A 25,674-nucleotide genomic window follows, 5' to 3' on the forward strand; every position below is an offset into this window, starting at 1 on the left:
CGTCGTACGAACGATGTTCATACGAACACTGTTCGTATCAGTGGTGAGAGGCTACACTCTCGGCAGGGCAGACGGAAGAGTCGAGGTGCATCGATGTCGACGGTGAATCGCGAGCAGCTCGTGCACGCCGCCCTCGAGCTCGTCGACGAGCACGGCAGCGAGGCGCTCACCATGCGCAGCCTCGCGAAGCGGGTGAACCGGCAGGTCTCCTCGCTCTACAACCACGTCGGCAGCCGCGACGAGCTCATCGAGCTCGTGCGCGCCCGCATCGTCGAGGGCATCGACACCTCGCCCTTCGCCGAGCACCCGTGGGACGTCGCGCTCGAGGCCTGGGCGCGCTCGTATCTCACGGCCTTCGCGGCCCACCCGAACCTCATCCGCGTGCTCGCGACCACCCCGATCCGCGACGTGTCGACCTTCGTGATCTACGACGACGTCATCGGCGCGCTCATCGACGGCGGCTGGCCCCTGCAGGACGCGGTCGCCGTCATGCGCACGGTCGAGGCGCACGTGCTCGGTTCGGCGCTCGACATCGTCGCGCCGAGCGACATGCTCGATCAGGCCTCGGTACCCGCCGAGCTCGAACGGGCGCACGCCGCCCTCGACCCGCGCTACGAGGAGTCCACGAGCGCCGCAGCCGCGTTCGAGCTCGGCATCTCCGCACTCCTCGACGGCCTCCGCGCCAGACGCGCCACCCTCGCGGTCGCCGACTGACACCGCAGCATCCCGCACGAATCCCGCGCGAGCGGGTGTCACGGCGCAAAGAACCCGCGTACACTCCCACCATGGACAACCTCGATCGCGCCATCCTCGACCTGCTGCGGCAGAATTCCCGGGCCGGGTACGGCGACATCGGGTCCTCCGTCGGGCTCAGCGCCTCGGCGGTCAAGCGCCGCGTCGACCGGCTCGTCGCCGACGGAGTGATCCGTTCGTTCACGATCCAGGTCGACCCCACCGTCGACGGCATGTCGACCGAGGCCTACGTCGAGCTGTTCTGCCGGGGCACCGTGGCCCCCGACGAGCTCAAGCGCATCCTCCAGGACGTGCCCGAGGTCGTCTACGCGGGCACCGTCACCGGCTCCGCCGACGCGATCGTGCAGATCCGCGCCCGCGACATCGCCTCGCTCGAAGAAGCCCTCGAGCGCGTGCGCATCGCCCCGAACGTCGATCACACGCGCAGCGCGATCGTGCTCTCGCGCCTCGTCAACCGCAGTCGAGACTGACCCGCGATCCCCGACATGGATGCCTCCGGCCTCGGCCTCGCGATCGACGCGAACGCGTCCGCGGCCCCCTACGAGCAGCTGCACGCCGCCGTCGTCGCCGCCGTCGCGAGCGGGCGGCTCGCGCCCGGCTCGAAGTTGCCGACCGTGCGCGCCCTCGCGGAAGAGCTCGGCCTCGCGGTGAACACCGTCGCGAAGGCGTACAAGGCGCTCGAGTCCGACGGGGTCATCGAAGGGCGCGGCCGCAACGGCACCTTCGTGACCGAGCACGGCGACCCCGCCGAGCGCGCATTGCAGGTCGCGGCGGCCGACTACGCGTCGCTTGCGAGCAGGCTCGGGGTCGAGGCATCCGCCGCCCGTGACATCGTGACCGCGGCGCTCGACGCCGGCTGACCCTGCCGCAGCACCACTCCCATTCCCGGGGTCATTTTCCGCCAGATCCGCGGGCCGTGCCGCAGCGAATTGGCCGAAAGTGACCCCCGGAGCGGAACGCGAGTGAGCGCGACGCGCTACTCGCTCTGCTGCAGCGGCTGCTTCGGGAGCTTGCGCACCTTCGCACGGCGGCGACGGCGCTCGGGGATCATCGACCGCATCTCCTCGAGCTTGCCGAAGCAGAGCAGCCGGTCGTCGGCCTCGAGCACGACGCCCTTGCGCGGGTTGGGGATGACGTTCGTGCCGCGGTGCAGGGTGAGCACCGTGATGTCGCGCTCCCACAGGCCCGACTCGCCGAGGGTCTTGCCGACGAGGTCGGCGTTGCCGTGCACGAGCAGTTCGGCCACGCCGTATCCGGTCGAGACGGTGAGCCGCTGGCGCACGTCGATCTCGGGGAACGCGACCTGGTTCGCGATGTAGTCGATGATCGCGCCCGCGACGTCGAGGTTCGTCGCCGTCTCGATGCCCTGCAGGCCGGGCGAGGAGTTGACCTCCATCACCAGCGGGCCGTCGTTGCCCTCGAGCATGTCGACGCCCGCGACCTTGAGCCCCATGATCTGCGCCGAGCGCACGGCCGCGAGCTCGTACTCGGGCGAGAGCTCGACGGCCTCGACGCTGCCGCCCCGGTGCACGTTCGAGCGGAACTCGTCGCCGCTCGCGACCCGGCGCATCGCCGCGACGACGCGGTCGCCGACGACGAGGGCGCGGATGTCGCGACCACGGCTCTCGGCGATGAACCTCTGGATGAGCACGTTCTGCTTCGTCGAGTGCAGCGTCTCGATGATGGCCTCGGCGACCTTCACCTGCGGCGCGAGGATGACGCCGATGCCCTGCGTTCCCTCGAGCAGCTTGATGACGACGGGTGCACCGCCGACCTGCTCGATCGCGGGTCGTACGTCGGCGCGGTTGCGCACGAACGCGGTGGGCGGCAGCGCGATGTTGTGGCGCGAGAGGATCTGGTTGGCGCGCAGCTTGTCGCGGGCGTTCGAGATGCCGTTCGCGGTGTTGGGCGTGTAGACGTCCATCTGCTCGAACTGGCGCACCACGGCGGTGCCGAAGTACGTGATCGAGTTGCCGATGCGCGGCAGGATCGCGTCGTAGTCGGAGAGCGGACGCCCGCGGAACTGCAGATCGGGCTCGGGCCCAGAGAGATCGATCGCGAAACGCAGGGTGTTGAGCACCTTCACCTGGTGACCCCGCTGCTGCGCGGCGGCACGCAGTCGCTGGGTCGAGTACGCCTGCGGCGCGCGCGAGAGGATCGCGAGTTTCATCGGGTGAGCCCTGCCAAGATGGTCGAGTGAACGAGGAATCCCATTCAAGCACCATCGCCGGGTGGCGCGAATGGGTGAGCCTGCCGGATGCCGGAGTGCCCTGGATCAAGGCGAAGCTCGACACCGGAGCGCGTACCTCGTCGCTGCACGCCTTCGACGTGGAGGAACTGCCCGGTGAAGCAGATGCCTCGGGCGGCGAGCCGCTCGGCCGCGTGCGCTTCGGCATCCGCCCCTGGCAGGAGAGCGACGACGACGCGGTCGTCGTCGAACTGCCCGTGCACGACCGCCGTCAGGTGCGCAGCTCCTCGGGCCACTCCGAGGAGCGGATCGTGGTGCTCCTCGAGCTCGTGCTGCAGGAGCGCACCGTGACCGCCGAGGTGACCCTCACGAACCGCGACGAGATGGGCTTTCGCATGCTCATCGGCCGCGAGGCGCTGCGCCAGGGCTTCGTCGTCGATTCGGCCCGGTCGTTCGTCGGCGGGCGGGCACCCCGGGGCATCCGCCGCCGCAACCGCGGGCGCTGAGCGGCGACGACCCGCGCCTCCCCCGTCGCCTCCGCCGCCTCTCCACCGTTTCCGCGGCCTCTTCCGCCTCCTCGGATCCTCCTCTCCTCCTCCGCCGCCTCCTCTTCCTCCTCCTCCGCCGCATCCCCCTCCGCCGCCGCCGCCTCCTCTTCTTCCCCCTCCTCCGCCGCCGCCCCCTCCGCCGCCGCCGCCGCCTCCTCTTCTTCCCCCTCCTCCGCCGCCGCCTCCATCTCCTCGTCCGCCGCCTCGTACGACGGGCGAGGTTCCTGGGTTGAGCGGGGTCGACGCCCCGCCACCCTCGGATGAACATCCATTCGATGTCGGTGGGTGCTGAGATCATCGATACATGGCACACACGTTCGAACTCGATTCGACCGAGGCAGCGACCCTCGGGCGCTTCGCCGAGTTCGGCTCCGTGCCGTCGTTCGCGATCGAGCCCGAACGCTCGACCGACGCCGTCGACTGCTCCGACGTCGACGCCATGCCCTTCGCGCTCGATGCGGCGCACGAGTTCGCCGGGGTGGCCGCATCGGTCGACGCGTTCGCCGAGCTCTGCTCGGCACTCGACGAAGCCGAGCAGGCGCAGTTCGCCGCGAACCGCGCCATGGCGGCGCAACTCGCGGCCACCCGCCGCGCGCTCGAACTCGCGGCCCGCAACCCCGCCGTCTACCTCCGAGCGGCGCAACTGGCATCCAGCGATGCCGCCGAGCTGGCGGTGCGTGCCGCGGCGACCGAACTCTCGATGCGACTCAAGGTGTCGGTCGGCACGATTCGCAATCGCGCGCATGAGGCGGCGGTGCTGCAGGCTCGGCTTCCTGAGGTGTGGGCCCGCTTCGCCGCCGGTGCCGCGAGCTACCTCGACGCACGCGTCGCGGTCGATGCCGCCGCCGGCTTCGCCCCGGGCGACGCCCGTCTGTCCGAACTCGATCAGTCCCTCGCCGCGGTGATCGGCACGGTCACCACGACCCGGTTCCGTCAACGCGCGCGTGCAGCGCTCGCGCAGATCGAACGCGACCACCTCGAAGCACGGCACGCAGCCGCCTACGCGACCCGGCGCGTCGTGGTCGAGCACCTCGACGACGGCATGGCGTGGGTCGGCGTCTACACCTCGCAACTCGAGGCTGCGAAGATCAGTGCCCGCCTCGATGCGACGGCCCGGCGCGACTCGGGCGCACCCGACGAGACCCGCACGCTCGACCAGTTGCGCGCCGACACCGCCGCGCGCTGGCTCTCCGGGCACGGCACGCCGACGGCCGCGCGAACCGAGGTCGTCGTCACCGTTCCGGTGCTGGCGCTGACGCGTGCGGCCGGCCCGCAGACCGGCAAGACGACCGCCACCGGCTCGTGCGGCAGCTCTGGGGCGGGTACCGGCACCGGCACCGGCAGCAGCATTGCTGGCACTGATCGCGCCGCCAGCACCGCGCTCGCCGTGCTCGACGGCGTCGGTCCGATCGACGACGCGACCGCGCGTCAGCTCTTCGCCGATGCTCCGTCATTCCTCCGGCTGGCGGTCGACCCGATCACTTCGGCACCACTCGTGCTCGACCGCACCCGGTACCGGCCGACGAAAGAGCAGCGGCTCTGGCTCTCGCTCGTGCACGGCCGCTGCACCCGACCCGGTTGCGACCGCCTCGCGATCAGCGCCGACGTCGACCACCTCACCGAGTGGCAGCACGACGGGCGCTCCAACCCTGACAACCTCTGTCCGCTGTGTCGCGGCGATCATCGACTCAAACACGCCACCCGGTTCACGCCGACGAAGAACACCGACGACACCGTCACCTGGCGAAGTCCCACGGGTCGCAGCTACACCGATCCTCCGCCGTTCTGATCGACACCCGCGTCGAATCAGCGCTCGTGCCCGCCCCCTAGACTGCCCGAATGACCGAACGACCGCCGCGCAGCGCGGAGACGACGGCGACGGAGACGACGACGACGACGGCCGAGCGATGCATGACCCGCGCGGCAACGCTCCCGGCCGAGCACCCGGGTGAGCGCCCCGCCGAGAGCCCGGCGATCCGCGCTGCGCTGCCGCTTCGACTGCTGCGAAGCCCGCTCGTGTGGGCGGCGGTGTGCTTCGCGTTGACCGTGCCATGGTTCGCCGCCGGTCAGGGCATGGAGTTCGTCCCGTACCTGCTGATGCTCGTCGGCGGGTGGCTGTGCGGATTCTCGTTCGTGAACCTGACCTTCCGCATCGCACCCGAGCGCGACGGGGTGATCCTGCACGTGATCGGCGCGGTCGCCGCGGCCGCGTTCCTGTGGTTCGCGATCGAGCTCGGCCGCCCGCTGCTCGAGACCGCGCCCGAGCCGCTCAAGATCGCCTTCGTGATCGTGCAGTTCGCCGCCGTCCCCGCCGCCGGATGGATCTGGCTCGCCCTGCTCTCACGCATCACCTCGGCCGTCGGTCGACCCTCGAAGTCGAAGCCGGCGCCGGCCACCCCCGAGTGGGAGCGAGCCGAGCATGGCCGCGGCTCGGAGGTGCGCTTCGCGGCGATTCCGATGACGATGCGCGCCCTCACGACCGCGATCGTCGTGATCGTCGTCGTCGTGGGCGCCGTCGCAGCCGCAGCGCTGATCGCCGCCGGCGACGTCATCTACCTGGTCGGCGCGCGTCTCGCGATCATCATCGTCGGCGTCGCCTTCGCCCTGCCCGCATACTTCGCGTACCTCGCGGTCGTGCGCCGCCGCACGCTCGACTGCACGATCGGGTTCGGCGACGACCGGTTGTGGCTCCGCACCGACGCCTCGACGACGGTCGTGAGATTCGACGATCTCGACGAGCTCGTCTGGCGTTGCCGCAGCGACTACGCCCGCGTCGAGGTACGCGGCGCAGGCGTCGACGTCTCGCTCATCGCGGGCGCCGCGCGGAGTCGGCCGGGCTTCACCTCCGAACTGCCCGCGCTGCCGCGGCGGGTGCTCGGTCGGCTCCGCGACCTGGGATTCGAGCTCGAGCGGTCGAAGCGCGACGAGGTACTGACCTTCCGTCGCACCGACGCGAGCGGCGACGCAAGCGCCGACGCGAGCACTCGCGCCTGAGCCGAGCCCGCACCGTCAGAAGCCTCAACAGGACGAGCCGGCCGACTCCATCGCATGCGACGGTCCCGACCGGCTCATCCTGCTCACGAGCTGCCCGCGGCCTGAACCGCGCTCAGATCACCCCGTCCGAGAGCGTCGTCGGGTTGCCGAAGCGGTGGTTGGTGATCGAGATCGCCTGCTCGTGCAGGAACGGCAGCAGCTCGACGCGGCCCGACGCGGTCACGGGGTGCGACCACACCGCGACGTCGGGCGTGCCGCCGAGTGCCGAGGCCAGCGCCGAGGCATCCCCGCCGACGAGGCGCACGCGGCTCGCGCCGAGCGCCGACGAGGCGTCCTTCGCGACGCGGCCGAGCCAGGCGGCGTCGCCCTCGCGCACGATCTTCACGTCGCGCGCGGCGAGCAGCGTGCGAACGCCCTTCGGCAGCTCGACGGCCGACGACACGGTGAACGCCGACTTCGCGAGCAGGCCCGCCGCGATGACGCGCAGGCCCTCGGCGAGGCTCGCGCGTTCGCCGATGCGGACGGCCACCGGCAGCGAGCGATAGCGGAAGAGGTTGCGCTCGACGCCGACGCCCGAGACGTCCTTCACGGTGCCGTACTCCTCGGCCCACGCGACCTCGTCGGAGAGCGCCGAGCGGCGCAGTACCTCGAACGACTCGTAGTCGAGCGCCGACTGCGAGGCCTCGATGAGTTCGGAGACACGGCGCTCGAGTCCGCGCAGGTGCAGCGACTTCGAGGAGTGCCCGGTCGCGGGAACCCAGTCGCCGAGGCCGAACAGGTAGTTCGGGCCGCCGGCCTTGGCGCCGGCGCCGACGGCCGACCGCTTCCAGCCGCCGAACGGCTGCCGCTCGACGATCGCGCCCGTGATGCCGCGGTTGACGTAGAGGTTGCCCGCCTCCACCTTGTCGAGCCACGTCGCGAGCTCGCCCGCATCGAGTGAGTGGAGCCCCGCGGTGAGACCGTAGTCGACCGCGTTCTGGATGCGGATCGCCTCGTCGAGGTCCTTCGCGTGAATGATGCCGAGCACGGGACCGAAGAACTCGGTGAGGTGGAAGTACGAGCCGGGCGCGACGCCCGTTCGCACCCCGGGCGACCAAAGCTTGCCGGTGGCGTCGAGCTGCTTCGGCTCGACGAGCCACTCCTCGCCGATGCCGAGCTGGGTGAGGGCGTGCAGCAGCTTGCCGTTCGCGGGCTCGATGATCGGGCCCATCTGGCTCTGCGCGTCGGCCGGGTAGCCGACCCGCAGCGAGGTCGCCGCGTCGACGAGCTGACGATGGAAGCGCTCGGACTTCGCGACCGAGCCGACGAGGATCACGAGCGAAGCCGCTGAGCACTTCTGGCCGGCGTGGCCGAAGGCGCTCTTCACGACGTCGGAGGCCGCGAGGTCGAGGTCTGCCGACGGCGTCACGATGATGGCGTTCTTGCCGCTCGTCTCGGCGAGCAGGGGCAGGTCCTGGCGGAACGAGCGGAACAGCTCGGCCGTCTCGTAGGCGCCGGTGAGGATGACGCGGTCGACCGCGGGGTGCGAGACCAGCTGCTTGCCGAGCTCGCGTTCGCCGATGTCGACGAGCGCGAGGAGGTCGCGCGGGATGCCCGCCTCCCACAGCGCCTCGACCATGACGGCGCCGGAGCGCTGCGCGAGCTTCGCGGGCTTGATGACGACGCCCGAGCCCGCGGCGAGCGCGGCGAGCACGCCGCCGGCCGGGATCGCGACCGGGAAGTTCCACGGGGGTGTGACGACCGTCAGGCGAGACGGCACGAAGGTCGCGCCCTGCACGTGGTCGAGCTCGCGGGCCCGCTCGGCGTAGTAGTGCGCGAAGTCGATGGCCTCGCTGATCTCGGGGTCGGCCTCGGCGATGGTCTTGCCGGTCTCGGCGGCCATCACCTCGATCAGGCGGTCGCGGTTCGCGGCGAGCGCGAGACCGGCACGGTGCAGCACGGCGGCGCGCTCGGCGCCCGGAAGCTCGCCCCAGGCCTTGCCCCGGGCCGCGACCGTCGCGATGATCTGCTCGAGCTCGGCCGCGTCGTCGACGCGGGCGGCCTCGATGGTGGCGAGGCCGAGCGTCGTGTCGGGCACGCGGGCGAGGATGCGGCGACCCCACTCGCGATTCGGCGCGAGCGCCGGGTCGGTGTCGGGTTCGTTGCGGAAGCCGGGCGTCACGCCCGGTCCGCTCGGCGCGGCGGCGGCCGGCGCAAGCGCTGCGCCTCCGGCTGCGGCCGCTGCGTCGTCGGCGGTCGCGAATCCGGATGCCACGGCGTCGGTCAGCTGGGTTCCGCCCGAGCCGCGCGTGATGCCGAGCACGACGCTCGTGAGCGAGGCGTCGTCGTCGTGCTCGGCGCCCGGCGCCGGGGCCTCCGGCACGGCGATCGCGGCGGCGAGCGCGTCGCCGTCCCACTCGGTGCGGCGGTTCTGCGTGCGGTTCGGGGTCGGCACCGTGGCATCCGGCTCGGCGAGCAGGGCGGCGAGCGAGCGCTCGTAGCGGGCGCGTTCGCGTTCGAACAGGCCCTCGTTCGCGGCGAGCTCGAACACGGCCGACATGAAGTTGTCGTCGCTCGCGTTCTCTTCGAGGCGGCGGATCAGGTAGGCGATCGCGACGTCGAACTCCGACGGGTTCACAACGGGCGTGTAGAGCAGCAGCTTGCCGACGTCGCCGCGCACCGCCTCGGCCTGGCCGGTCGCCATGCCGAGCAGCATCTCGAACTCGACGCGGCTCTCGACCCCGCGCTCGCGCGCCGTGAGCCAGGCGTGGGCGACGTCGAAGAGGTTGTGGCCGGCGACGCCGAGCTTCACGGCGTGCGTGCGCTCGGGCGTCATCGACCAGTCGAGCACGCGCTTGTAGTTCGTGTCGGAGTCCTGCTTGGTGCCGTAGGTCGCCACCGGCCAGCCGTGCACGGCGGCGTCGACGTGCTCCATGGCGAGGTTCGCACCCTTGACGACGCGCACCTTGATCGGGGCGCCGCCGCCCGCGCGGCGCGCGGTCGCCCAGGTCGTGAGCTCCTGCATGGCGCCGAGCGCGTCGGGCAGGTAGGTCTGCAGCACGATGCCCGCCTCGAGGCCGCGCAGCTGCGGCTGGTCGAGGAGGGTCGTGAACACCGCGATCGTGAGGTCGAGGTCGCGGTACTCCTCCATGTCGAGGTTGATGAACTTCGGCTTGCCGCGCGCTTCGCTCGACGCGGCGAGCTCGTAGAGGGGCGTGAGCTTCTCGACGACCTTCGCGACGGCCTCGTCGAACGACCACATCGAGAGCTGGCTGACGACCGACGACACCTTGATCGAGACGTAGTCGACGTCGTCGCGGGCGAGGAACTCGAAGGTGCCCGTGAGGCGGCGGTCGGCCTCCTGCTCGCCGAGCACGGCCTCGCCGAGCAGGTTCAGGTTCAGGCGGTTGCCCGACTGAGTCCCACTCCCCTGGCGGAGCTTCGCAATCGCGGGGCCGAGCTTGTCGGGGGTCGCGTCGAGCACGAGGTGGCCGACCATGGCGCGCAGCACCCGGCGCGCGATCGGGATGACGGCCCAGGGCAGCACGGGGGCGACGACGCCGCCGAGGCGGATCGCGGCCTTCAGGTACCAGGGCAGGAACTTCGGGGTGAGCTTCGCGACCTGCTCGAGGTTGCGGCCGGCGACGCCGAGGTCTTCGGGGCGCATGACGCCGTCGACGAAGCCCACGGTGAAGGCGAGACCGTTGGGGTCCTTCAGCACGCCGGCGAGGCGCTGGGCGGCGGGCTCGACGGGGTGCTTCGCGCTCTCTTCGAGCCAGCGGCGCACGAGGGCGACGACGTGATCGGTATCCGGCCGGGCATCCGTGGCGGCGTTCGACATGGTCACGAGGGTAGTGTCCTTTTCTTCGGGCACGCCGGGGGTTCGCGCGCCTGTCGGATCAAGTGTGCGCCCGGGACATCCATTCGGTACAGCGAATGATTCTGATGAATACTGTTCGGAAGAACCGAAAGATCGATCGGATGTCACGGAGGCCCCCATGCTCGATGTCCGCCGCCTGCGGCTGCTCGTCGAACTGAGCCAGCGCGGCACGCTCACCGCGGTCGCCGAAGCCCTCTCGTACAGCCCCTCCTCGGTGTCGCAGCAGCTCAGCCTGCTCGAGCGCGAGGCCGGCGTGCCGCTGCTCGTGCAGGTCGGCCGGCGGGTGCAGCTCACCCCGCAGGCGCTCGTGCTCGTCGAGCACGCCCGGGCGATCCTCGACCGGCTCGAAGAGGCCGAGTCCGAGGTGGCGCGCTCGCTCACCGCAGTCGGCGGAACCGTGCGCATCGCGGTCTTCCAGTCGGCCGCCCACGCGGTCGTGCCGCAGGCGCTCACGCTGCTGCGCGCCGAGCACCCGGCACTCCGGGTCGAGATCACCGAGCGCGAACCCGACGTCGGCCTCTTCGAGGTCGCGGCGCGCGACTTCGACCTCGTCGTCGCCGAGCAGTACCCCGGCCACACCCGCGCGCACCGCGCCGAGCTCGATCGCGTGCACCTCGCCGCCGACGCCATCCGTCTCGCGCTGCCTCCGCATCCCGCCGCGCGTTCGGCCGGCCTCCCGGCCGCGGCGGGCATGCCGTGGGTGCTCGAACCCGAGGGCACGGCCTCGCGCGAGTGGGCCGAGCAGCTCTGCCGCGAGGCAGGGTTCGAACCCGACGTGCGGTTCGAGACGGCCGACCTCATGGCGCACATCCGCCTGATCCGATCGGGCAACGCGGTGGGGCTGCTGCCCGACCTGGTGTGGGCGGGCGAGGCGCCGAGCGTGCGGCTCGTCGACCTGCCGGGGCATCCCGAGCGCGAGGTCTTCACCTCGACGCGGCTCGCCGCCGCGGCCCGGCCGGCCGTCGTCGCCTGCCGCGATGCCCTCGCCCGCGCCGTCAGGGCGACCGCGACCCCGGCGGCGACCGCGCCCCCGGCGGCACCCGCTGCGGCCGGGTCGCCCTGATCCCCCGTTCCCGTTCCCGTTCCGGGCGTGGCGGCCGGCGCGCCGGAGGACTACCCTCGCGGGCATGACCACGATTCAACGGGTCACGCGTCGCCGGGTCTCGCGCGGCGTCGGCGCCGCAGCGGCTGCCGCGGCACTGCTGATCCTGCTGGCCGGCTGCCTCGGCGAGGAGGGATCGGTGCGGGGCGGCTCGATCGATCCGACCGGCACGTGGGGCGATGCCGACGACGCCGGCGCGCCGTCGCTCACGCTCGACGACGACGGCGGCTTCAGCGGCACCGACGGCTGCAACACGCTCACCGGCACCTGGACGGTCGACGAGTCCGACCACGTGCAGTTCGAGGATCTCACCGCCACCGAAATGGCGTGCGAGGGCGTCGACACCTGGCTGGCGGGGTTGAGCGAGGCGACGATCGCCGACGACACCATGACCGTGCTCGGCTCGGACGGCGCCGAGATCGGCACGCTCGAGCACACGTCCGGTGGCGACGACGGCGGCGGCTACTAGCCCCGAGGGCGACGCTCACCCCATGAGGACGACGCCGGGCGCACGCCTCAGGCGTCGAGCAGCACGGCGAGCCGCGCGGCCATCGCCTCCGGATCCCAGCTGTGCCACGCCCCGGCGAGCTCCTCGCTGATGCCGCGCGGGGCCGCCGCGGCGATCGCGTCGGCCGCCGCCGACATGCCCGGGAACGTCTCGGTGCCGACCACAGCGAGCACGGGCACCTCCAGTGCACCGAGCGATGCGGCCGCCCCGCTCGATTCGACGGCAGCGAGCGCCCGGCCGTCGGGGATCCAGCTCAGCACGAGCGCGGGGTAGTCGGGCGACCCCTTGAGCTGCTCGAGCCACTCGGGCGGCATGTCGACCATGTAGGCCGCGACCGCCTGCTCGAGCTCGCCGGCGTCGAGGTGCCGCTCGACCTCGGCCCACCAGGCGGGAGCCCCGTCGGCGAACTGGCCGAGGGGCGCCTCCCACAGCACGAGCCCCGCGAGGCGCTCGACGCGCGACGCTGCGAGCATGGCGATCGCGCAGCCCGAGGAGTGCCCGACGAGCACGACCGGGCCTGCCGCCGATTCGGCGAGCGCCGCGATCGCGTCGAGCTCGCGCTCGAGCGGGATCGGCCCGGCCGCGGCCGAATCACCGCGGCCGACCCGGTCGTAGACGAGCGCCTGAAACCCCCGCTCGGCGAGCAGCCGAGCCGTCTCGGTGGTCACGGGGTCGTCGGCCCGGGTCGGCCCGGCCCCCTGGATGAAGAGCGCTGCGGGACCGCCGGCCGTGCCGTGACGGTCGAACACGACACGATCGCCCGTGCGCGTCAGCACGGACTCGAGCGTTGGAGATGACATGGTCGCCTCGTTTCTGGACTGATGAGTCTTGTTCTCCTTGAGAATATAGACTCATCGGTATGATGTCGCAAGGAGGTCCTCAGATGCGCCCGAGTTCACTGCAGAAGCGCGAGGCCGCCCTCCTCGCGGCCGAACGCCAGTTCCTGTCGACCGGGTACGAGTCGGTGACGATGGACTCCATCGCGAAGGAGTGCGGCGTCGCCAAGCAGACGCTGTACAGCCACTTCGGCTCGAAGCGCGCGCTCTTCCTCGAACTCGTCACCGCCAAGACCGTCGCCACCAGACGCGCGGTGCCGTCGCCACCGGCCCTCGACTCCGCCGGCGACCCCCGACCGCTGCTGCGCGCCCTCCTGATCGCCCAGCTCACGACGGTCATGTCGCCGAGCGTCCTCAGCCTGCGGCGGCTCGTCATCGGCGAACTCACCCGCTCTCCCGAGCTCGCCGCCGCCCTCTACGAACAGGGGCCGCGGCGGGCGATCGTGAAGCTCGCCGAGCTCATCGCCGAACTCCGGGACGCCGGGGCCCTGCGCATCGACGACCCCGAGCGCGCCGCCTCCCAGCTCAACTGGCTGGTGATGGGCGAGCCGGTCAACCGGGCGATGCTGCTCGGCGATACGGCGATCCCGTCGGCCCCCGAGATCGAGGCCCAGGTCGATTCGGCGCTCGAGGTCTTCTTCGCCGCGTTCGGCACCGGCGGCGACTGAGCGTTCACCTCGTCGGCGCCGAGGCCCTCGCCACCGCGGAGAAACGTTCGGCCTGCACCACGAGGAACTCGCGCAGCTCGGGCGAGCCCTCGATTCGGTACGCGACGCCCGCGGGCAGCCAGATGAGCGCTACCCCGAGGGCCTCGACCGATTCCGCCTCGATCGGCCAGGCGCAGTGCGACGCATCGACCGCCTCGACCTCGCGGCCGTACCAGCCGAGGTGCTCGACGAGTTCGGCCTGCGACAGCTCGACGACGACACGGGCGCGGATGCTGCGGCGCCGGTGCCGCACGGCCCGTTCGACCCGCTCGCGCGCGGACTCCTCGGTCATCTCCTGCGGCTCGAAGCGCACGCGCGTCGAGAACACCTCGCTGATGCGATCGAGCCTGAAGGTGCGCCAGTCGAGTCGCTCGCGGTCCCACGCGAGCAGGTACCAGCGGCGCGCGACGGGCACGAGCCGGTACGGCTCGACGATGCGCGCCGAGGCCGCGCCCGTGGCATCCGTGTACCTGAATCGCAGCCGCTCGCTGTCTCGGCACGCGAGTGCGAGGACGCCGAGGAGCTCGGTGTCGACCTCGGGCGTGGGTCGGCCTGAGCGGTTCCAGGCGCCGCCCGCGCCGACCGCGGTGTGCGACTGCAGCGCCTCGATGCGTCGACGCAGCGCCGGCGGCAGCACCTGCTCGATCTTGGCCAGCGCCGAGAGCGTCGTGTGCTCGGCGCCGCGCAGGCCCGCGGTCGCCTGCGAGCGGAGACCCAGAGCGATCGCGACCCCTTCGTCGTCGCTCAGCAGCAGCGGCGGCAGGCCCGTGCCGGCCTCGAGCCGGTAGCCGCCCGCGCTGCCGCGGAGCGACTCGATGCCGTAGCCGAGCTCGCGCAGCCGCTCGACGTCGCGACGCAGGGTGCGGTCACTCACACCGAGGCGCCCCGTGAGTTCGCGCGCCGACCAGTGGCGGTGGCTCTGCAGCAGCGAGAGCAGTTCGAGGGTTCTCGAGGTGGTTGCGGCCATGTTCAGATTCTCCTCCCAAAGCGGACAGGAAGTGACCGGATGCCTCGAGAAGCTGGCCTCATGACGAACCAGATGATCACCGCACAGGGCCTCACGAAGACGTTCCGCTCGAAGGGGCAGACCGTCGAGGCCGTCCGTTCACTCGACCTCGCCGTCGGCGAGGGCGAACTCGTCGCCTTCCTCGGCCCGAACGGCGCCGGCAAGTCGACGACCCTCCGCATGCTCACCACCCTGCTCCCTCCGACGAGCGGCGACGCGGTCGTCGCCGGATGCGACGTCCGCCGCGACCCCGCGGGGGTGCGCCGTCGTATCGGCTACGTCGGCCAGGGCAGCTCGGGCGGGCACACCCAGCGCGTGCGCGACGAACTGCACGCCCAGGGCGCGTTCTACGGGCTCGGCCGTCGCGAGACGCGCACCAGGGCCGCCGAGCTGATCGAGTCGCTCGAGCTCGGGCAGGTCGCGAACCGCACGGTGCAGTCGCTCTCGGGCGGGCAGAAGCGCCGGCTCGACATCGCCCTCGGGCTGATCCACCGCCCCGAGCTGCTCTTCCTCGACGAGCCGTCGACGGGCCTCGACCCGCACAGCCGGGCGAACCTCTGGCAGCACATCGTCGAGCTGCGCCGGGCGACCGGCACGACCATCTTCCTCACGACGCACTACCTCGACGAGGCCGACCGGCTCGCCGAACGCGTCATGGTGATGGACCACGGCTCGGTCATCGCCGACGACACCGCGTGGGCGCTCAAGGAGTCGCTCGCCGGCGACCGGGTCACGCTCACCTTCGAGAGCGCGACGGACGCCTCGGCCGCCGCCGCCCGCCTCGGCGGCGAGATCGACGGAGCCGACGGCGCATCCGCCCGCGTCGTGACCGTCACGGCACCCGGCGGCGACCGGGCGCTGCCCCGCTACATCCGCGAGCTCGCAGACGCCGGAATCGACGTCGCCGCGGCCACCCACCGGCAGCCGACCCTCGACGACGTCTTCCTCGCGCTCACCGGGCGCAGCCTCCGCGACGAGGCCGCCCATGCCGCGCCGATCGGCGAGGCGTCCGAGCCCGTCGCCGCCTGACCGCCCGCCCAGTGACCTCCCACCCCGATGAAAGGACCTCTCTCATGACCACCACCGCACCCGCCGCCTCCGCGGGCACCACCGCCGGCACCCGCCCGACGGGCTTCGTCCGCGACACCGCCGCCGTCTTCGTGCGCGAGTCGAAGCCGCTCGTGCGCGACCCGTTCAGCGTCATGTTCTCGCTCGTGCAACCGCTCGTGTTCCTCGGTCTGTTCGGGCCGCTGCTCATCGGCGCCGCCGGCGGCGACGTCGCCGGCACCCTGCAGTGGTTCGTGCCCGGCATCCTCGTGATGGTGGCGCTCTTCGGCACCGCGTCGACCGGCGCGAACCTGCTCTTCGAGATGCAGACCGGATCGCACGAACGCACCCTCGTCGCGCCGCTCTCCCGCAGTGCGCTGCTCGTCGGCCGCGCCCTCAAAGAGGTGGTGCCGCTCGTCATCCAGGGCACGATCGTCGTCGTGGTCGCCGTGCCCTTCGGGTTCGCGGTGGATGTCGCGGGGCTCGCCGTCGGCCTCGTGATCCTGGCGGTCTTCGGCATCGGCTTCGGCGCGCTGAGCTACACGCTCGCGCTCTCGTGCCGCAACCGCGACTGGATGTTCTGGATGGTGCACCAGACGCTGCTGTTCCCGCTGATGATCCTGTCGGGCATGCTGCTGCCCCTCGACGACGGCCCCGACTGGATGAAGGTCGCCGCCGCCGTGAACCCGCTGAGCTACCTCGTCGGCGCCGAGCGCGCGCTGCTCGCGGGCGACTTCGGCGACCCGGCCGTCGTCGGCGGCGCCATCGCCGCGATCGTGACGTGCGCGATCGGCGTGGTCGTCGGCGTGCGCGCGATGCGCCGGGCGAGCTGAGCCGGGCTGAAGCGAGAGGCGGGCGCGGCGCGGACCGCGCCCGCTTCGGCACTGATACCACCGGCGTATCAGTGACGTAGTGCCGCGAGAGCACCAACCCCACGGGCGACCGCCTACGCTCGAGGCATGCCACTCCCCCAGTCCGAGCCCGTGACCACCGCGCACGACGTCGTGATCCTCGGCGGCGGCCACAACGGCCTCACCGCCGCCGCCTACCTCGCCCGGGCCGGGCTCGACGTGCTCCTCGTCGAGCGCGCCGACCACCTGGGCGGGGCGGCGGTCTCGGCCGAGGCCTTCGAGGGGGTCGACGCCCGGCTCAGCCGCTACTCGTACCTCGTGAGCCTGCTGCCGCAGCGCATCATCGACGACCTCGGCCTCGACCTCGAGCTCGTGCGCCGACGCTTCTCCTCATACACGCCCGACCCGACGAACCCCGATCGGGGACTGCTCGTCGACAACGAGGCCGACGCCGGGGCATCCGTCGCCGCCTTCGCCAGGGTGGGCGCCGAAGCCGACGCGGCCGCCTGGGAGGCGTTCTACGCCCGGACCGCACATCTCGCCGAGCGGCTCTTCCCGACCCTCACCGAGCCGCTGCCGACCCGAACCGAAGCCCGCGCCCTCATCGGCGACGACGAGACGTGGAACGCCCTCGTCGAACGCCCCCTCGGCGAGGCGATCGAGGCGCGGTTCACGAGCGACCTCGTGCGCGGCATCGTCGCGACCGACGGGCTCATCGGCACGTTCACCGCGCTCGACGATCCCGCACTCGATGCGAACCGCTGCTTCCTCTACCACGTGATCGGCGGCGGCGCCGGCGACTGGGATGTGCCGGTCGGCGGCATGGGCGCCGTGAGCGGCGAGCTCGCCCGTTCGGCGCGCGAGGCCGGCGCGACGCTCGTCACGGGCGCCGAGGTGCTGGGCGTCGACCCGGCCGGCCGCGTGCGCTACCGGCTCGAGGGCGAGGAGCGCCACGCGACGGCGGGCACCCTGCTCGCGAACGTCGCGCCCGCCGTGCTCGAGCGGCTCGTCGAGGCGGGCGACCCGAACGCCGAAGCCGTCCCGCCCGTCGTGCGCGAACGGCTGCGCGCACTGCACGCCCCCGAGGGCGCGCAGGTCAAGGTCAACCTGCTGCTCACCCGGCTCCCCCGGCTGCGCGACGCCGAGGTCGCCCCCGAGCAGGCCTTCGCGGGCACGTTCCACATCAACGAGCTCGCCACGCAGCTCGACGCGGCGTACGCGACGGCCGCTCGCGGAGGCATCCCCTCGCCGCTGCCCTGCGAGATCTACTGCCACACCCTGAGCGACCCGTCGATCCTGTCGCCCGAACTCGCCGCCTCGGGTGCGCACACGCTCACCGTCTTCGGCCTGCACGTGCCGCACCGCCTGCTCGAGCGCCACGGCAACGACGAGCTGCGCGCCCTGCTGCAGCAGGCGGTGATCGATTCGCTCGACTCCGTGCTCGCCGAGCCCGTCGAGTCGGTCGTCATGAGGGATGCCACCGGCCGTCCCTGCATCGAGACGAAGACGACGCTCGACCTCGAGGCGGCGTTGCGCATGCCGGGCGGCAACATCTTCCACGGGCCGCTGTCGTGGCCGTGGGCCGAACCTGGTGCACCGCTCACGACGCCGGCCGAGCGCTGGGGCGTTGCCACGCGGCATCCTGCCGTGCTCCTGTGCGGATCGGGCGCCGTACGCGGCGGCGCCGTCAGCGGCATCGGCGGGCACAACGCCGCGATGGCCGTGCTCGAGCAGCTCGCCGGCTGAGCGTCGCGCGCTGCGGACCATACCGTCGGGTACGGTGGCTCCATGGCGACGACACGGGAACGCTGGCTCGACGAAGGGCTGACGGTGCTCGCCACCGAAGGGGCGCCGGCGCTGCGCATCGACCGCCTGGCCGCGCGACTCGGCGTGACCAAGGGCTCGTTCCACCACCACTTCGACGGGTCCGGCGCATACAAGCAGGCGCTGCTCGCGTACTACGAGCAGCGCACGATCGCGGCGATCGACGAGGGAATCGCGACGCGAGGCGACGGCGGAACCCGCGCCACCCTCGAGTGGCTCAGCGAACTCGCGCTCATGCCCGGGCCGTCGATCCGCCCGACCGAACTCGACGCCGCCGTGCGCGCCTGGGCGCACACGGACGGCGATGCCCGGGCGACCCAGGCGCGCATCGACGCGCGCATCATCGATGCGCTGCAGGCGGTGTGGCGGCCGGCGACCTCGTCGGATGCGGCCGCGCGCACCGCAGCCCTCGTGCCGTACCTGGTCTCGGTGGGCGCCGCGGCGACGGTGCCGCCGATCGGCGCCGACGAGCTCCGCGCCGTCTACCGGCTGCTGCTCGAGATCGCCCCGCTCGCGGGCGGGCCGAGCGGTGACGACGCGCGCTGATCGCTCGATCAGAGCACGAAGCAGAACAGACCGGTCGCGACGCAGATCACCAGCATGCCCGTCGCGTTGACGAAGAGGTTGCGCCCGAAGTCGCGCGCCCGCACGTGCATTCCGATCGCGACGACGAAGTAGGCGACGAGCGCGGCGCAGGTGAGGGCGCCGAGAAAGGGAATCCAGATACCGGCGACGAGCCCCGCTGCAGCAGCGAACTTGATCGGCGGCATGACCCACCACCATCGTCTCGGAAAGCCCACGTCCTCGAAGCACCTCGCGATGAACGCGACCGGCTTGAGGCACAGCAGCGCGTCGCCGAAGCAGATGACGGCGAGGAGCACGACGGGCCAGACGGGGTCGGGGAACGCGACATCCATATTTCGTACCATACCGTATGGTATGGAGGCTCGCCATGCCTGATCGCAGCGGGTGCGCCGCCGGGCCGAGCAGACGCAGGGCCGAGCAGACGCCGGGCCGAGCAGACGCCGGCCTAGAAGACGAAGACCTGCCCGAGGATCATGATCGCGATGACGAACAGCGCGACGACGGCGCCGACGATCACGAGCGACTTGACCGAGAGCTTCGCGACGCCGTAGCCGACGAGGAACGGCAGGAGGAAGAGGAAGATCGTCACCAGCCACCAGAAGGTCTGGTAGCCGCCCGCCGTGGCGTCGGAGAGACGCCCCGCGAACAGCTGCTGCGAGTGGGGGTGCGTCGCGAACGCGAACGCCGCCGACAGCGGCACCGCGATCAGCGCGAACACGATCAGTCCGGCGAGGGCGCCCCACAGCCCAGACTTGCCCTCGGTGATGTCCATTGCTTCTTCGTGCGCAACGCGCTGCGACCCCTTGGAACTCATGCCTCCGACTCTAGTGCTCAGCACCCGCCCGGATTAGCCTGAAAGTCACGAACGAGTGGGGGCGATGATGACCGCGAAACCGACCGGACACTACGTGCTGAAGGCCGACGGCCTGTACCTGCAGTTCGACCGCCTGTTCCACGCCCCGATCGAAGACGTGTGGTTCAGCCTGACGAACCCCAACGCCATGAAGGGCTGGATCGGCACGTACACGGGGAGTCCGTCGACCGGCGGCGTCCGCTTCCAGATGAGCGAGGAGGGCGCCGAGTGGATGAACGTCTCCATCCTCGAGTGCCGGGCGCCGCACAGCTTCACGGCCGACTCGGGCTCGGGCCCGACGGGCGTGCGGGTGTTCTGCCACCTCGTCGAGGGCGGCGGCATGACCACCCTGACCCTGGGCCAGCGCATGAAGGACGCGAGCGAGGCCGCGAGCATCGGCCCCGGCTGGGACTTCTACCTCGATCGGCTCGCCGCCTCGCGCTCGGGTGCAGAACTGCCGGTCTGGGAGAGCTACTACCCCGGGTTCTCTCCCCACTACCGCGAACTCACGGTGCCGAGCACGGCGAAGGGCTGAACGTCCCGGTGCGGCGCCGTGGATGACCCGACCGGCCGCTTCGGCGGTGTGGGCCCGCCCGGCCCCTAGACTGGCGCCGTGAAACCCATTCAGCGCCGAGCGCACGAGGCCGACCTTGAGACGCACGGCCGCGGCCGCGCCGCCGACCTCATGACGAACCGCCCCTTCCAATGGGCGTTCGTCGCGACGCTCGGTGTCGTCATCGCGCTCGGCCTCGCGGCGGCGTTCGCGAGCATGTCGAGCGTCGTGTTCTCGGTGCTCGCGGCGGCATTCATCACGCTGGGGCTCGACCCGCTCGTGCGCTGGTTCGAGCGCCGCGGCATGAAGCGCGGCTTCGCGATCCTGACGGTCATCATCCTCTTCGTGCTCGTCATCGTCGGCATGCTCTGGCTCGTGCTGCCGCTCGTCATCGGCCAGGCGGTCTCCTTCGTCAACTCCCTGCCGACGGCCTATCAGAACCTGCAGCAGCAGCAGTGGTACCAGGACGCGCAGAACGGCTCGGGCGGCATCATCGGCTCGGTCTACCAATGGATCGTCGACACGATCAGCGACCCAACGTTCTGGACGACGATCGGCGGCGGCGCGCTCAACTTCGGATTCGCCCTCCTCGGCGGGCTGTCGAGCGCGTTCTTCATCTTCATCCTGACCATCTACTTCACCGCCACGCTCGACTCGTCGAAGGCCGCGATCTACACGCTCATCTCCGCTTCGCACCGCGAGCGCGTGGTCGGGTACGCGGAGCGCATCATGCAGAACGTCGGCCGCTACCTCAGCGGCATGGTCGTGCTCGCGTTCTTCAACGCCGTGTACAGCCTCATCCTGCTGACCGTCGCCGGAGTGCCGTTCGCGCTCGTGATCTCGGTCGCGGCGTTCTTCATCACGCTGATCCCGCTCATCGGCACGGTGCTGACGACGGCCGTGATGACCGCGCTGTCGCTCTTCGTCTCACCGGCCGCCGCACTCATCGTGCTCGTCGGCATGCTCATCTACATGCAGGTCGAGGCGTACGTGCTCACGCCGAAGGTGATGAGCAAGGCCGTGCAGGTGCCGGGGTCGATCGTGCTGATCGCGGCGCTGGCCGGCGGCACCCTCGCCGGACTGCCCGGTGCGCTCGTCGCGATCCCCGTCGCGGCCGGCATCCTGCTCATCATCAAAGAGGTCGTCGTGCCGATGAAGGCGCGCAGCTAGCTCCACACCGACGGCGCCGCCGCGCGCATCGGCGGCAGCGCGACGTCGTCGCCCCAGCGTTCCATCCACTCGGGGATGCCGTGGAAGCCCTCGACGCCGAACGCCTCGACGAGCTCGGGCATCGGCACGGTGCCGCCCGCCTTCCGCAGGAAGCGCGCCCGGATGTAGCCGGTCGCGTAGATCTCGGGCGTCCCCGTGGCATCCGGGCGCACGAAGCGCTGCTCCATGTACACGGCCTTGTCGTCGTGGCCGATGATCCGCGACTCGATCGTGAAGCGGTTCCACGGGTTGAGCGACTTGCGGAACGTGATCGTCTCGCTCGCGACGACCGGGTACCAGCCGCGATCCCGCATGAGCTGCCACACGCCGTTGCGCACGAGCATCTCGAACCGCGCGACGTCCATGATCGAGAAGTAGACCCCGTTGTTCATGTGGTTGATGATGTCGAGGTCGGTCGGCAGCGTGATGAAGTTCGTGCGGGCGACGTCGCCGTGCCCGAGCCGCGAACGGAATCGGGCGAGCACGAAATGCAGCATCGTGCGGAAGAACATGTGCATAGTCGACGACTGTATGCCCGTTTCGTGGTCGCTCCCCCATCATCATGGGGTTGCGACAATCAGAGGCGGATGCCTCGCGCGCGAGTTGTGCCGAACGCTCAGCCCTTCGCGGGCACGTGCCGTTCGTCGACGCCGCTGTAGACCGACAGCGGGCGGATGAGCGCGTTCGCGGCGGCCTGCTCCATGATGTGCGCCGTCCACCCGGTGATGCGCGACGCCACGAACAGCGGCGTGAAGGTCAGGGTGTCGAAGCCCATCAGGTGATAGGCGGGGCCGGCCGGGTAGTCGAGGTTCGGCTTGATATTCTTGCGCTCGCCCATCGCCTGCTCGAGGGCGACGTAGAGCTCGAGCAGGTCGGGGCGGTCGTAGTGCTCGACCATGCGCTCCATCGAGTCGCGCATGGTCGGCACGCGCGAATCGCCGTTCTTGTAGACGCGGTGCCCGAAGCCCATGATCTTGCGCTTCGAGGCGAGCGCCTCGTCGAGCCAGGCGACGGCCCGCTCGGCCCCGCCGGGGCCCGCGCCGATCTCGTCGAAGGTGTGCATGACGGCCTCGTTCGCGCCGCCGTGCAGCGGGCCCTTGAGCGCGCCGATCGCACCCGTCACGGCCGAGTACAGGTCGGAGAGCGTCGAGGTGATGACGCGCGCCGTGAACGTCGAGGCATTGAACGAGTGCTCGGCGTAGAGGATCATCGAGACGTCGAAGGCGGTGACGACCTCGAGCTCGGGCGCCTCGCCGAAGGCCTGCCAGAGGAAGTTCGCCGAGTAGCCGAGGTCGTCGCGGGGCTCGACGAACTCGAGCTCGTGCCTGCGGCGCTGGTCGTAGGCGACGATCGAGGGCAGCTTCGCGAACAGGCGGATCGCCTTGTCGAGGTTGGCCTCGGGCGAGTCGTCGGGCGTCGCCGGGTCGCTCGCGCCGATGACGCTGACCGCGGTGCGCACGACGTCCATCGGGTGGGCGGTGAGCGGCAGCTCGTCGATGATGCGCTTCACCTCGTGGTCGAGCCCGCGGAGCGCGCGCTCGCGGTCCTCGAAGGCGGCCAGTTGGGTGTCGTCGGGCAGCTCGCCGTACCAGAGCAGGTAGGCGACCTCCTCGAAGGTGCAGGAGGCCGCGAGCTCCTGCACGGGGTACCCGCGGTAGAGCAGCGAGTTCGTCTCGGGGTTGACCTTCGAGACGGCCGTGTAGTCGACCGGCACACCGGCCAGGCCCTTGAAGATGACGGGGGCGGTGGTCTCCTGCTCGGCCATGGATGCTCCTTTGCGTTGGCGTTCTGCGGTCGGCGTCAGCGTGCGACGGTGAAGTTGAAGATCGAGGTGTCGAAGTGGTTGTAGCCCTCGTAGTCGATCAGTTCGTAGAGCTCCGAGCGGTGCTGCATCTCTCCGAGCCGGGCGGTGAGCGAACCGGATGCCTCGAGCTCGTCGAGCCCCCGCATCGCCGACCCCATGGCGAGCCGCAGCAACGACACCGGCCAGATGACGATGTTCATGCCGACGTCGGCGAGCTGGCGCACCGTGAACAGCTCGCTCTTGCCGAACTCGGTCATGTTCGCAAGCAGCGGCACGTCGACCGCTGCGCGGATCGCGGCGAACTCCTCGAGCGAGCGCATCGCCTCGGGGAAGATCGCGTCGGCCCCCGCGTCGACGAGGGCCTTCGCCCGGTCGACCGCGGCCTGCAGCCCGTCGACCGCGGCGATGTCGGTGCGCGCCATGATGAGGAAGTTCGGGTCGCGACGCGCGTCGACGGCGGCGCGGATGCGGCGCAGCGCCGTCTCGTCGTCGACGACCTGCTTGCCGTCGAGGTGCCCGCAGCGCTTCGGGTTGATCTGGTCCTCGATGTGGAGGCCGGCGAGGCCCGCATCCTCCATCTCCTGCACCGTGCGGGCGACGTTCATCGGCTCGCCGAAGCCGGTGTCGGCATCGATGATCGCCGGCAACTCGGTCATGCGGGCGATCTGCCTGCCGCGCCCGGCGACCTCGGTGAGCGTCGTGAGCCCGATGTCGGGCAGCCCCAGGTCGGCGCTCAGCACCGCACCCGAGATGTACACGCCCTCGAAGCCGCGTTCGCCGATCAGCTTCGCCGAGAGCGGGTTGAACGCACCCGGGAACCGCATGATCTCGCCGGTGGCGAGCCGCTCGCGGAACAGGCGGCGCTTCTCGGCGGCGGGGGTCTGGGAGTACAGCATCAGAACAGCCCCTCGGGGATCTCGACGCCGGTGAGCGCACCGGGCGCGACGGTGAAGGTGAGCCCGCCGAGCTCGTCGGGCGAGAGCTCGGGCAGGCGCTGCGCGAGGTCGAGGAACCGTTCGATCTCGTCGGGCGCGACGGCCCATTCGGCGAGCGTGCGGAACTTGTGCACGTACTGCTCGCGGGCGAACGGCCGGGCGCCCAGCGGGTGCGCGTCGGCCACGGCGATCTCGTCGACGATCTCGCCGCCGTCGGCGAGCTTGATGACGACGCGGCCGCCGAACGCCTTCTCGGCGATGTCGAGCGAGTGGTAGCGGCGCGTCCACTCGGCGTCTTCGACGGTCGAGACCTTCTTCCACAGCTCGATCGTGTCGGCGCGGTGAGCGCGCTCGGGCGAGTACGAGGTCTCGTGGTCCCAGGCTCCGTCTTGCAGGGCGACCGTGAAGATGTAGGGGATCGAGTGGTCGAGGGTCTCGCGCGAGGCGTCGGGGTCGTACTTCTGCGGGTCGTTCGCGCCCGAGCCGATCACGTAGTGCGTGTGGTGCGAGGTGTGCAGGGTGATCGACTCGATGTGCGCGGCGTCGAGGATCAGCGGGTACTCGTCGTGGAGCTTGCGGGCGAGGTCGATCCAGGCCTGCGCCTGGTACTCGGCCGAGTGCTCCTTCGTGTACGAGTCGAGGATGGCGCGCTTCGCCTCGCCCTGGTCGGGCAGCGGCACGTCGTACGAGGCATCCGGGCCGTCGAGGAGCCAGGCGATCACACCGTCTTCGCCCTCGTAGATGGGGACCGGGCTCGTCTGGCCGCGCATCGCGCGGTCGACGGCCTCGATCGCCATCTTGCCGGCGAAGGCGGGGGCGTGCGCCTTCCACGTCGAGATCTCGCCCTTGCGCGACTGGCGGGTCGCCGTGGTCGTATGCAGCGCCTGGCCGATGGCCTGGAAGATCGTCTCCTGGTCGAGGCCGAGCAGGGTGCCGATGCCCGCGGCCGCCGAGGGGCCGAGGTGGGCGACGTGGTCGATCTTGTGCTTGTGCAGCGAGATCGCCTTCACGAGGTCGATCTGGATCTCGTAGCCCGTCGCCAGGCCGCGCACCACGTCGCGTCCGGTGAGGCCACGGCTCTGGGCGAGGTGCTGGGCGACCGCGACGATCGGGGGGATGTTGTCGCCGGGGTGCGAGTACTCGGCGGCGAGGAAGGTGTCGTGGTAGTCGAGCTCGCGCACGGCGACCCCGTTCGCCCAGGCCGCCCACTCGGGGCTCGTGCGACGGGCGGCGTCGGCGCCGAACACGGTCGCGCCGTCGCCGCCGATCGAGACGGGGTGCGAGAGCGCCTGGCTGCGCGCGGAGACGACGGGACGGCGGGCCACGGAGGCCGCCGCGACCGCGGCGTTGTCGATGACGCGGTTCACCACCATGTCGACGACGTCGTCGTCGAGCTCGACCGGGTCGGTCGCGACGCCCGCGAGCTTCCAGGCGAGCTGGCCCTCACGGGCGAGGTTCTCGTCGCTGCGGTGGGTGCGCACGTGGTGGAGATGCATGGGGCGGACCTTTCTG

General features: G+C 71.1%; 25 protein-coding genes. 15 read left to right on the plus strand and 10 right to left on the minus strand.

Annotated elements, in window-relative coordinates:
• Nucleotides 1–93: 93 nt before the first annotated feature.
• From GQQ93_RS17175 to GQQ93_RS17185, 3 genes are all read left to right on the plus strand, one after another.
• Complete coding sequence (locus tag GQQ93_RS17175) at nt 94–714, plus strand: TetR/AcrR family transcriptional regulator C-terminal domain-containing protein (RefSeq protein WP_157425453.1); 621 nt, start codon at nt 94–96, stop codon at nt 712–714.
• A 71-nt stretch (nt 715–785) separates the two neighbouring features.
• Complete coding sequence (locus GQQ93_RS17180) at nt 786–1,223, plus strand: Lrp/AsnC family transcriptional regulator (protein WP_157425454.1); 438 nt, start codon at nt 786–788, stop codon at nt 1,221–1,223.
• A 15-nt stretch (nt 1,224–1,238) separates the two neighbouring features.
• Nucleotides 1,239–1,613 carry a GntR family transcriptional regulator gene (locus GQQ93_RS17185; protein ID WP_157425455.1) on the plus strand — a complete coding sequence of 125 codons (375 nt, stop codon included), beginning with the start codon at nt 1,239–1,241 and terminating at the stop codon, nt 1,611–1,613.
• Nucleotides 1,614–1,729: 116 nt separating this feature from the next.
• Here GQQ93_RS17185 and GQQ93_RS17190 read toward each other — a convergent pair whose 3' ends face one another.
• Nucleotides 1,730–2,923, minus strand: coding sequence for a RimK family alpha-L-glutamate ligase (locus tag GQQ93_RS17190; protein WP_157425456.1), 1,194 nt, complete (start codon nt 2,921–2,923; stop codon nt 1,730–1,732).
• Between the two features lie 26 nt (nt 2,924–2,949).
• Here GQQ93_RS17190 and GQQ93_RS17195 point away from each other — a divergent pair, with 26 nt between their 5' ends.
• From GQQ93_RS17195 to GQQ93_RS17205, 3 genes are all read left to right on the plus strand, one after another.
• Complete coding sequence (locus tag GQQ93_RS17195; RefSeq protein ID WP_157425457.1) at nt 2,950–3,447, plus strand: ATP-dependent zinc protease family protein; 498 nt, start codon at nt 2,950–2,952, stop codon at nt 3,445–3,447.
• Between the two features lie 346 nt (nt 3,448–3,793).
• Nucleotides 3,794–5,278 (plus strand): HNH endonuclease signature motif containing protein, encoded by a 1,485-nt coding sequence (locus tag GQQ93_RS17200; protein WP_157425458.1) that lies wholly within the window; start codon nt 3,794–3,796, stop codon nt 5,276–5,278.
• 50 nt (nt 5,279–5,328) lie between these two features.
• Nucleotides 5,329–6,483, plus strand: coding sequence for a hypothetical protein (locus GQQ93_RS17205; protein WP_157425459.1), 1,155 nt, complete (start codon nt 5,329–5,331; stop codon nt 6,481–6,483).
• A 112-nt stretch (nt 6,484–6,595) separates the two neighbouring features.
• Here the strand turns inward: GQQ93_RS17205 and GQQ93_RS17210 are convergent, their stop codons facing one another.
• Nucleotides 6,596–10,303 (minus strand): proline dehydrogenase family protein, encoded by a 3,708-nt coding sequence (locus GQQ93_RS17210; RefSeq protein WP_157425460.1) that lies wholly within the window; start codon nt 10,301–10,303, stop codon nt 6,596–6,598.
• A 157-nt stretch (nt 10,304–10,460) separates the two neighbouring features.
• Between GQQ93_RS17210 and GQQ93_RS17215 the strand changes: the two genes are divergently transcribed.
• Both GQQ93_RS17215 and GQQ93_RS17220 read left to right on the plus strand, forming a co-directional pair.
• The gene (locus GQQ93_RS17215; protein ID WP_157425461.1) at nt 10,461–11,405 is read left to right on the plus strand and encodes a LysR family transcriptional regulator; all 945 of its coding nucleotides are present in this window, start codon (nt 10,461–10,463) and stop codon (nt 11,403–11,405) included.
• Nucleotides 11,406–11,469: 64 nt separating this feature from the next.
• Nucleotides 11,470–11,913, plus strand: coding sequence for an META domain-containing protein (locus tag GQQ93_RS17220; RefSeq protein ID WP_157425462.1), 444 nt, complete (start codon nt 11,470–11,472; stop codon nt 11,911–11,913).
• Nucleotides 11,914–11,960: 47 nt separating this feature from the next.
• Here the strand turns inward: GQQ93_RS17220 and GQQ93_RS17225 are convergent, their stop codons facing one another.
• Nucleotides 11,961–12,752, minus strand: a complete 792-nt coding sequence (locus tag GQQ93_RS17225; RefSeq protein WP_157425463.1) for an alpha/beta fold hydrolase — start codon at nt 12,750–12,752, stop codon at nt 11,961–11,963.
• Nucleotides 12,753–12,835: 83 nt separating this feature from the next.
• On the opposite strand from GQQ93_RS17225, the gene GQQ93_RS17230 reads away from it, so the two are divergent.
• Nucleotides 12,836–13,456, plus strand: a complete 621-nt coding sequence (locus GQQ93_RS17230; protein WP_212277381.1) for a TetR/AcrR family transcriptional regulator — start codon at nt 12,836–12,838, stop codon at nt 13,454–13,456.
• A 4-nt stretch (nt 13,457–13,460) separates the two neighbouring features.
• Here the strand turns inward: GQQ93_RS17230 and GQQ93_RS17235 are convergent, their stop codons facing one another.
• The gene (locus tag GQQ93_RS17235; protein ID WP_157425464.1) at nt 13,461–14,462 is read right to left on the minus strand and encodes a helix-turn-helix transcriptional regulator; all 1,002 of its coding nucleotides are present in this window, start codon (nt 14,460–14,462) and stop codon (nt 13,461–13,463) included.
• Between the two features lie 60 nt (nt 14,463–14,522).
• Here GQQ93_RS17235 and GQQ93_RS17240 point away from each other — a divergent pair, with 60 nt between their 5' ends.
• The 4 genes from GQQ93_RS17240 (at nt 14,523) to GQQ93_RS17255 (ending at nt 18,769) form a co-directional block, all read left to right on the plus strand.
• On the plus strand, nt 14,523–15,530 hold the full coding sequence (locus GQQ93_RS17240; protein WP_212277382.1) for an ATP-binding cassette domain-containing protein: 1,008 nt from the start codon (nt 14,523–14,525) through the stop codon (nt 15,528–15,530).
• 44 nt (nt 15,531–15,574) lie between these two features.
• Complete coding sequence (locus GQQ93_RS17245; RefSeq protein WP_157425465.1) at nt 15,575–16,381, plus strand: ABC transporter permease; 807 nt, start codon at nt 15,575–15,577, stop codon at nt 16,379–16,381.
• Between the two features lie 126 nt (nt 16,382–16,507).
• On the plus strand, nt 16,508–18,145 hold the full coding sequence (locus GQQ93_RS17250) for a phytoene desaturase family protein (RefSeq protein ID WP_157425466.1): 1,638 nt from the start codon (nt 16,508–16,510) through the stop codon (nt 18,143–18,145).
• A 42-nt stretch (nt 18,146–18,187) separates the two neighbouring features.
• A complete protein-coding gene (locus tag GQQ93_RS17255; protein WP_157425467.1) occupies nt 18,188–18,769 on the plus strand; it encodes a TetR/AcrR family transcriptional regulator in 582 nt (193 codons plus the stop codon).
• Nucleotides 18,770–18,777: 8 nt separating this feature from the next.
• On the opposite strand, the gene GQQ93_RS17260 is transcribed toward GQQ93_RS17255, so the two are convergent.
• Nucleotides 18,778–19,140, minus strand: coding sequence for a DoxX family protein (locus GQQ93_RS17260; RefSeq protein WP_157425468.1), 363 nt, complete (start codon nt 19,138–19,140; stop codon nt 18,778–18,780).
• Nucleotides 19,141–19,253: 113 nt separating this feature from the next.
• On the minus strand, nt 19,254–19,622 hold the full coding sequence (locus GQQ93_RS17265) for a hypothetical protein (RefSeq protein ID WP_157425469.1): 369 nt from the start codon (nt 19,620–19,622) through the stop codon (nt 19,254–19,256).
• A gap of 64 nt (nt 19,623–19,686) precedes the next feature.
• Here GQQ93_RS17265 and GQQ93_RS17270 point away from each other — a divergent pair, with 64 nt between their 5' ends.
• On the plus strand, nt 19,687–20,196 hold the full coding sequence (locus GQQ93_RS17270) for an SRPBCC family protein (protein ID WP_157425470.1): 510 nt from the start codon (nt 19,687–19,689) through the stop codon (nt 20,194–20,196).
• A gap of 78 nt (nt 20,197–20,274) precedes the next feature.
• Nucleotides 20,275–21,384, plus strand: coding sequence for an AI-2E family transporter (locus GQQ93_RS17275; protein WP_157425471.1), 1,110 nt, complete (start codon nt 20,275–20,277; stop codon nt 21,382–21,384).
• Here the strand turns inward: GQQ93_RS17275 and GQQ93_RS17280 are convergent.
• The 4 genes from GQQ93_RS17280 to GQQ93_RS17295 all read right to left on the minus strand — a co-directional run bounded on the left by GQQ93_RS17280 (nt 21,381) and on the right by GQQ93_RS17295 (nt 25,658).
• Nucleotides 21,381–21,935 (minus strand): thioesterase family protein, encoded by a 555-nt coding sequence (locus tag GQQ93_RS17280; RefSeq protein ID WP_343032752.1) that lies wholly within the window; start codon nt 21,933–21,935, stop codon nt 21,381–21,383. The genes GQQ93_RS17275 and GQQ93_RS17280 overlap by 4 nt on opposite strands.
• Before the next feature lie 104 nt (nt 21,936–22,039).
• Nucleotides 22,040–23,188, minus strand: a complete 1,149-nt coding sequence (locus GQQ93_RS17285; protein ID WP_157425473.1) for a bifunctional 2-methylcitrate synthase/citrate synthase — start codon at nt 23,186–23,188, stop codon at nt 22,040–22,042.
• Between the two features lie 35 nt (nt 23,189–23,223).
• Nucleotides 23,224–24,123 carry a methylisocitrate lyase gene (gene prpB, locus GQQ93_RS17290; protein WP_157425474.1) on the minus strand — a complete coding sequence of 300 codons (900 nt, stop codon included), beginning with the start codon at nt 24,121–24,123 and terminating at the stop codon, nt 23,224–23,226.
• Entirely contained in the window at nt 24,123–25,658 is a 1,536-nt protein-coding gene (locus GQQ93_RS17295; protein ID WP_157425475.1) for an MmgE/PrpD family protein, read from the minus strand. The genes prpB and GQQ93_RS17295 overlap by 1 nt, the downstream gene beginning before the upstream one ends.
• Between the last annotated feature and the right edge of the window lie 16 nt (nt 25,659–25,674).

It is taken from the genome of Agromyces lapidis (genome assembly GCF_009749405.1).
GTDB lineage: Bacteria > Actinomycetota > Actinomycetes > Actinomycetales > Microbacteriaceae > Agromyces > Agromyces lapidis.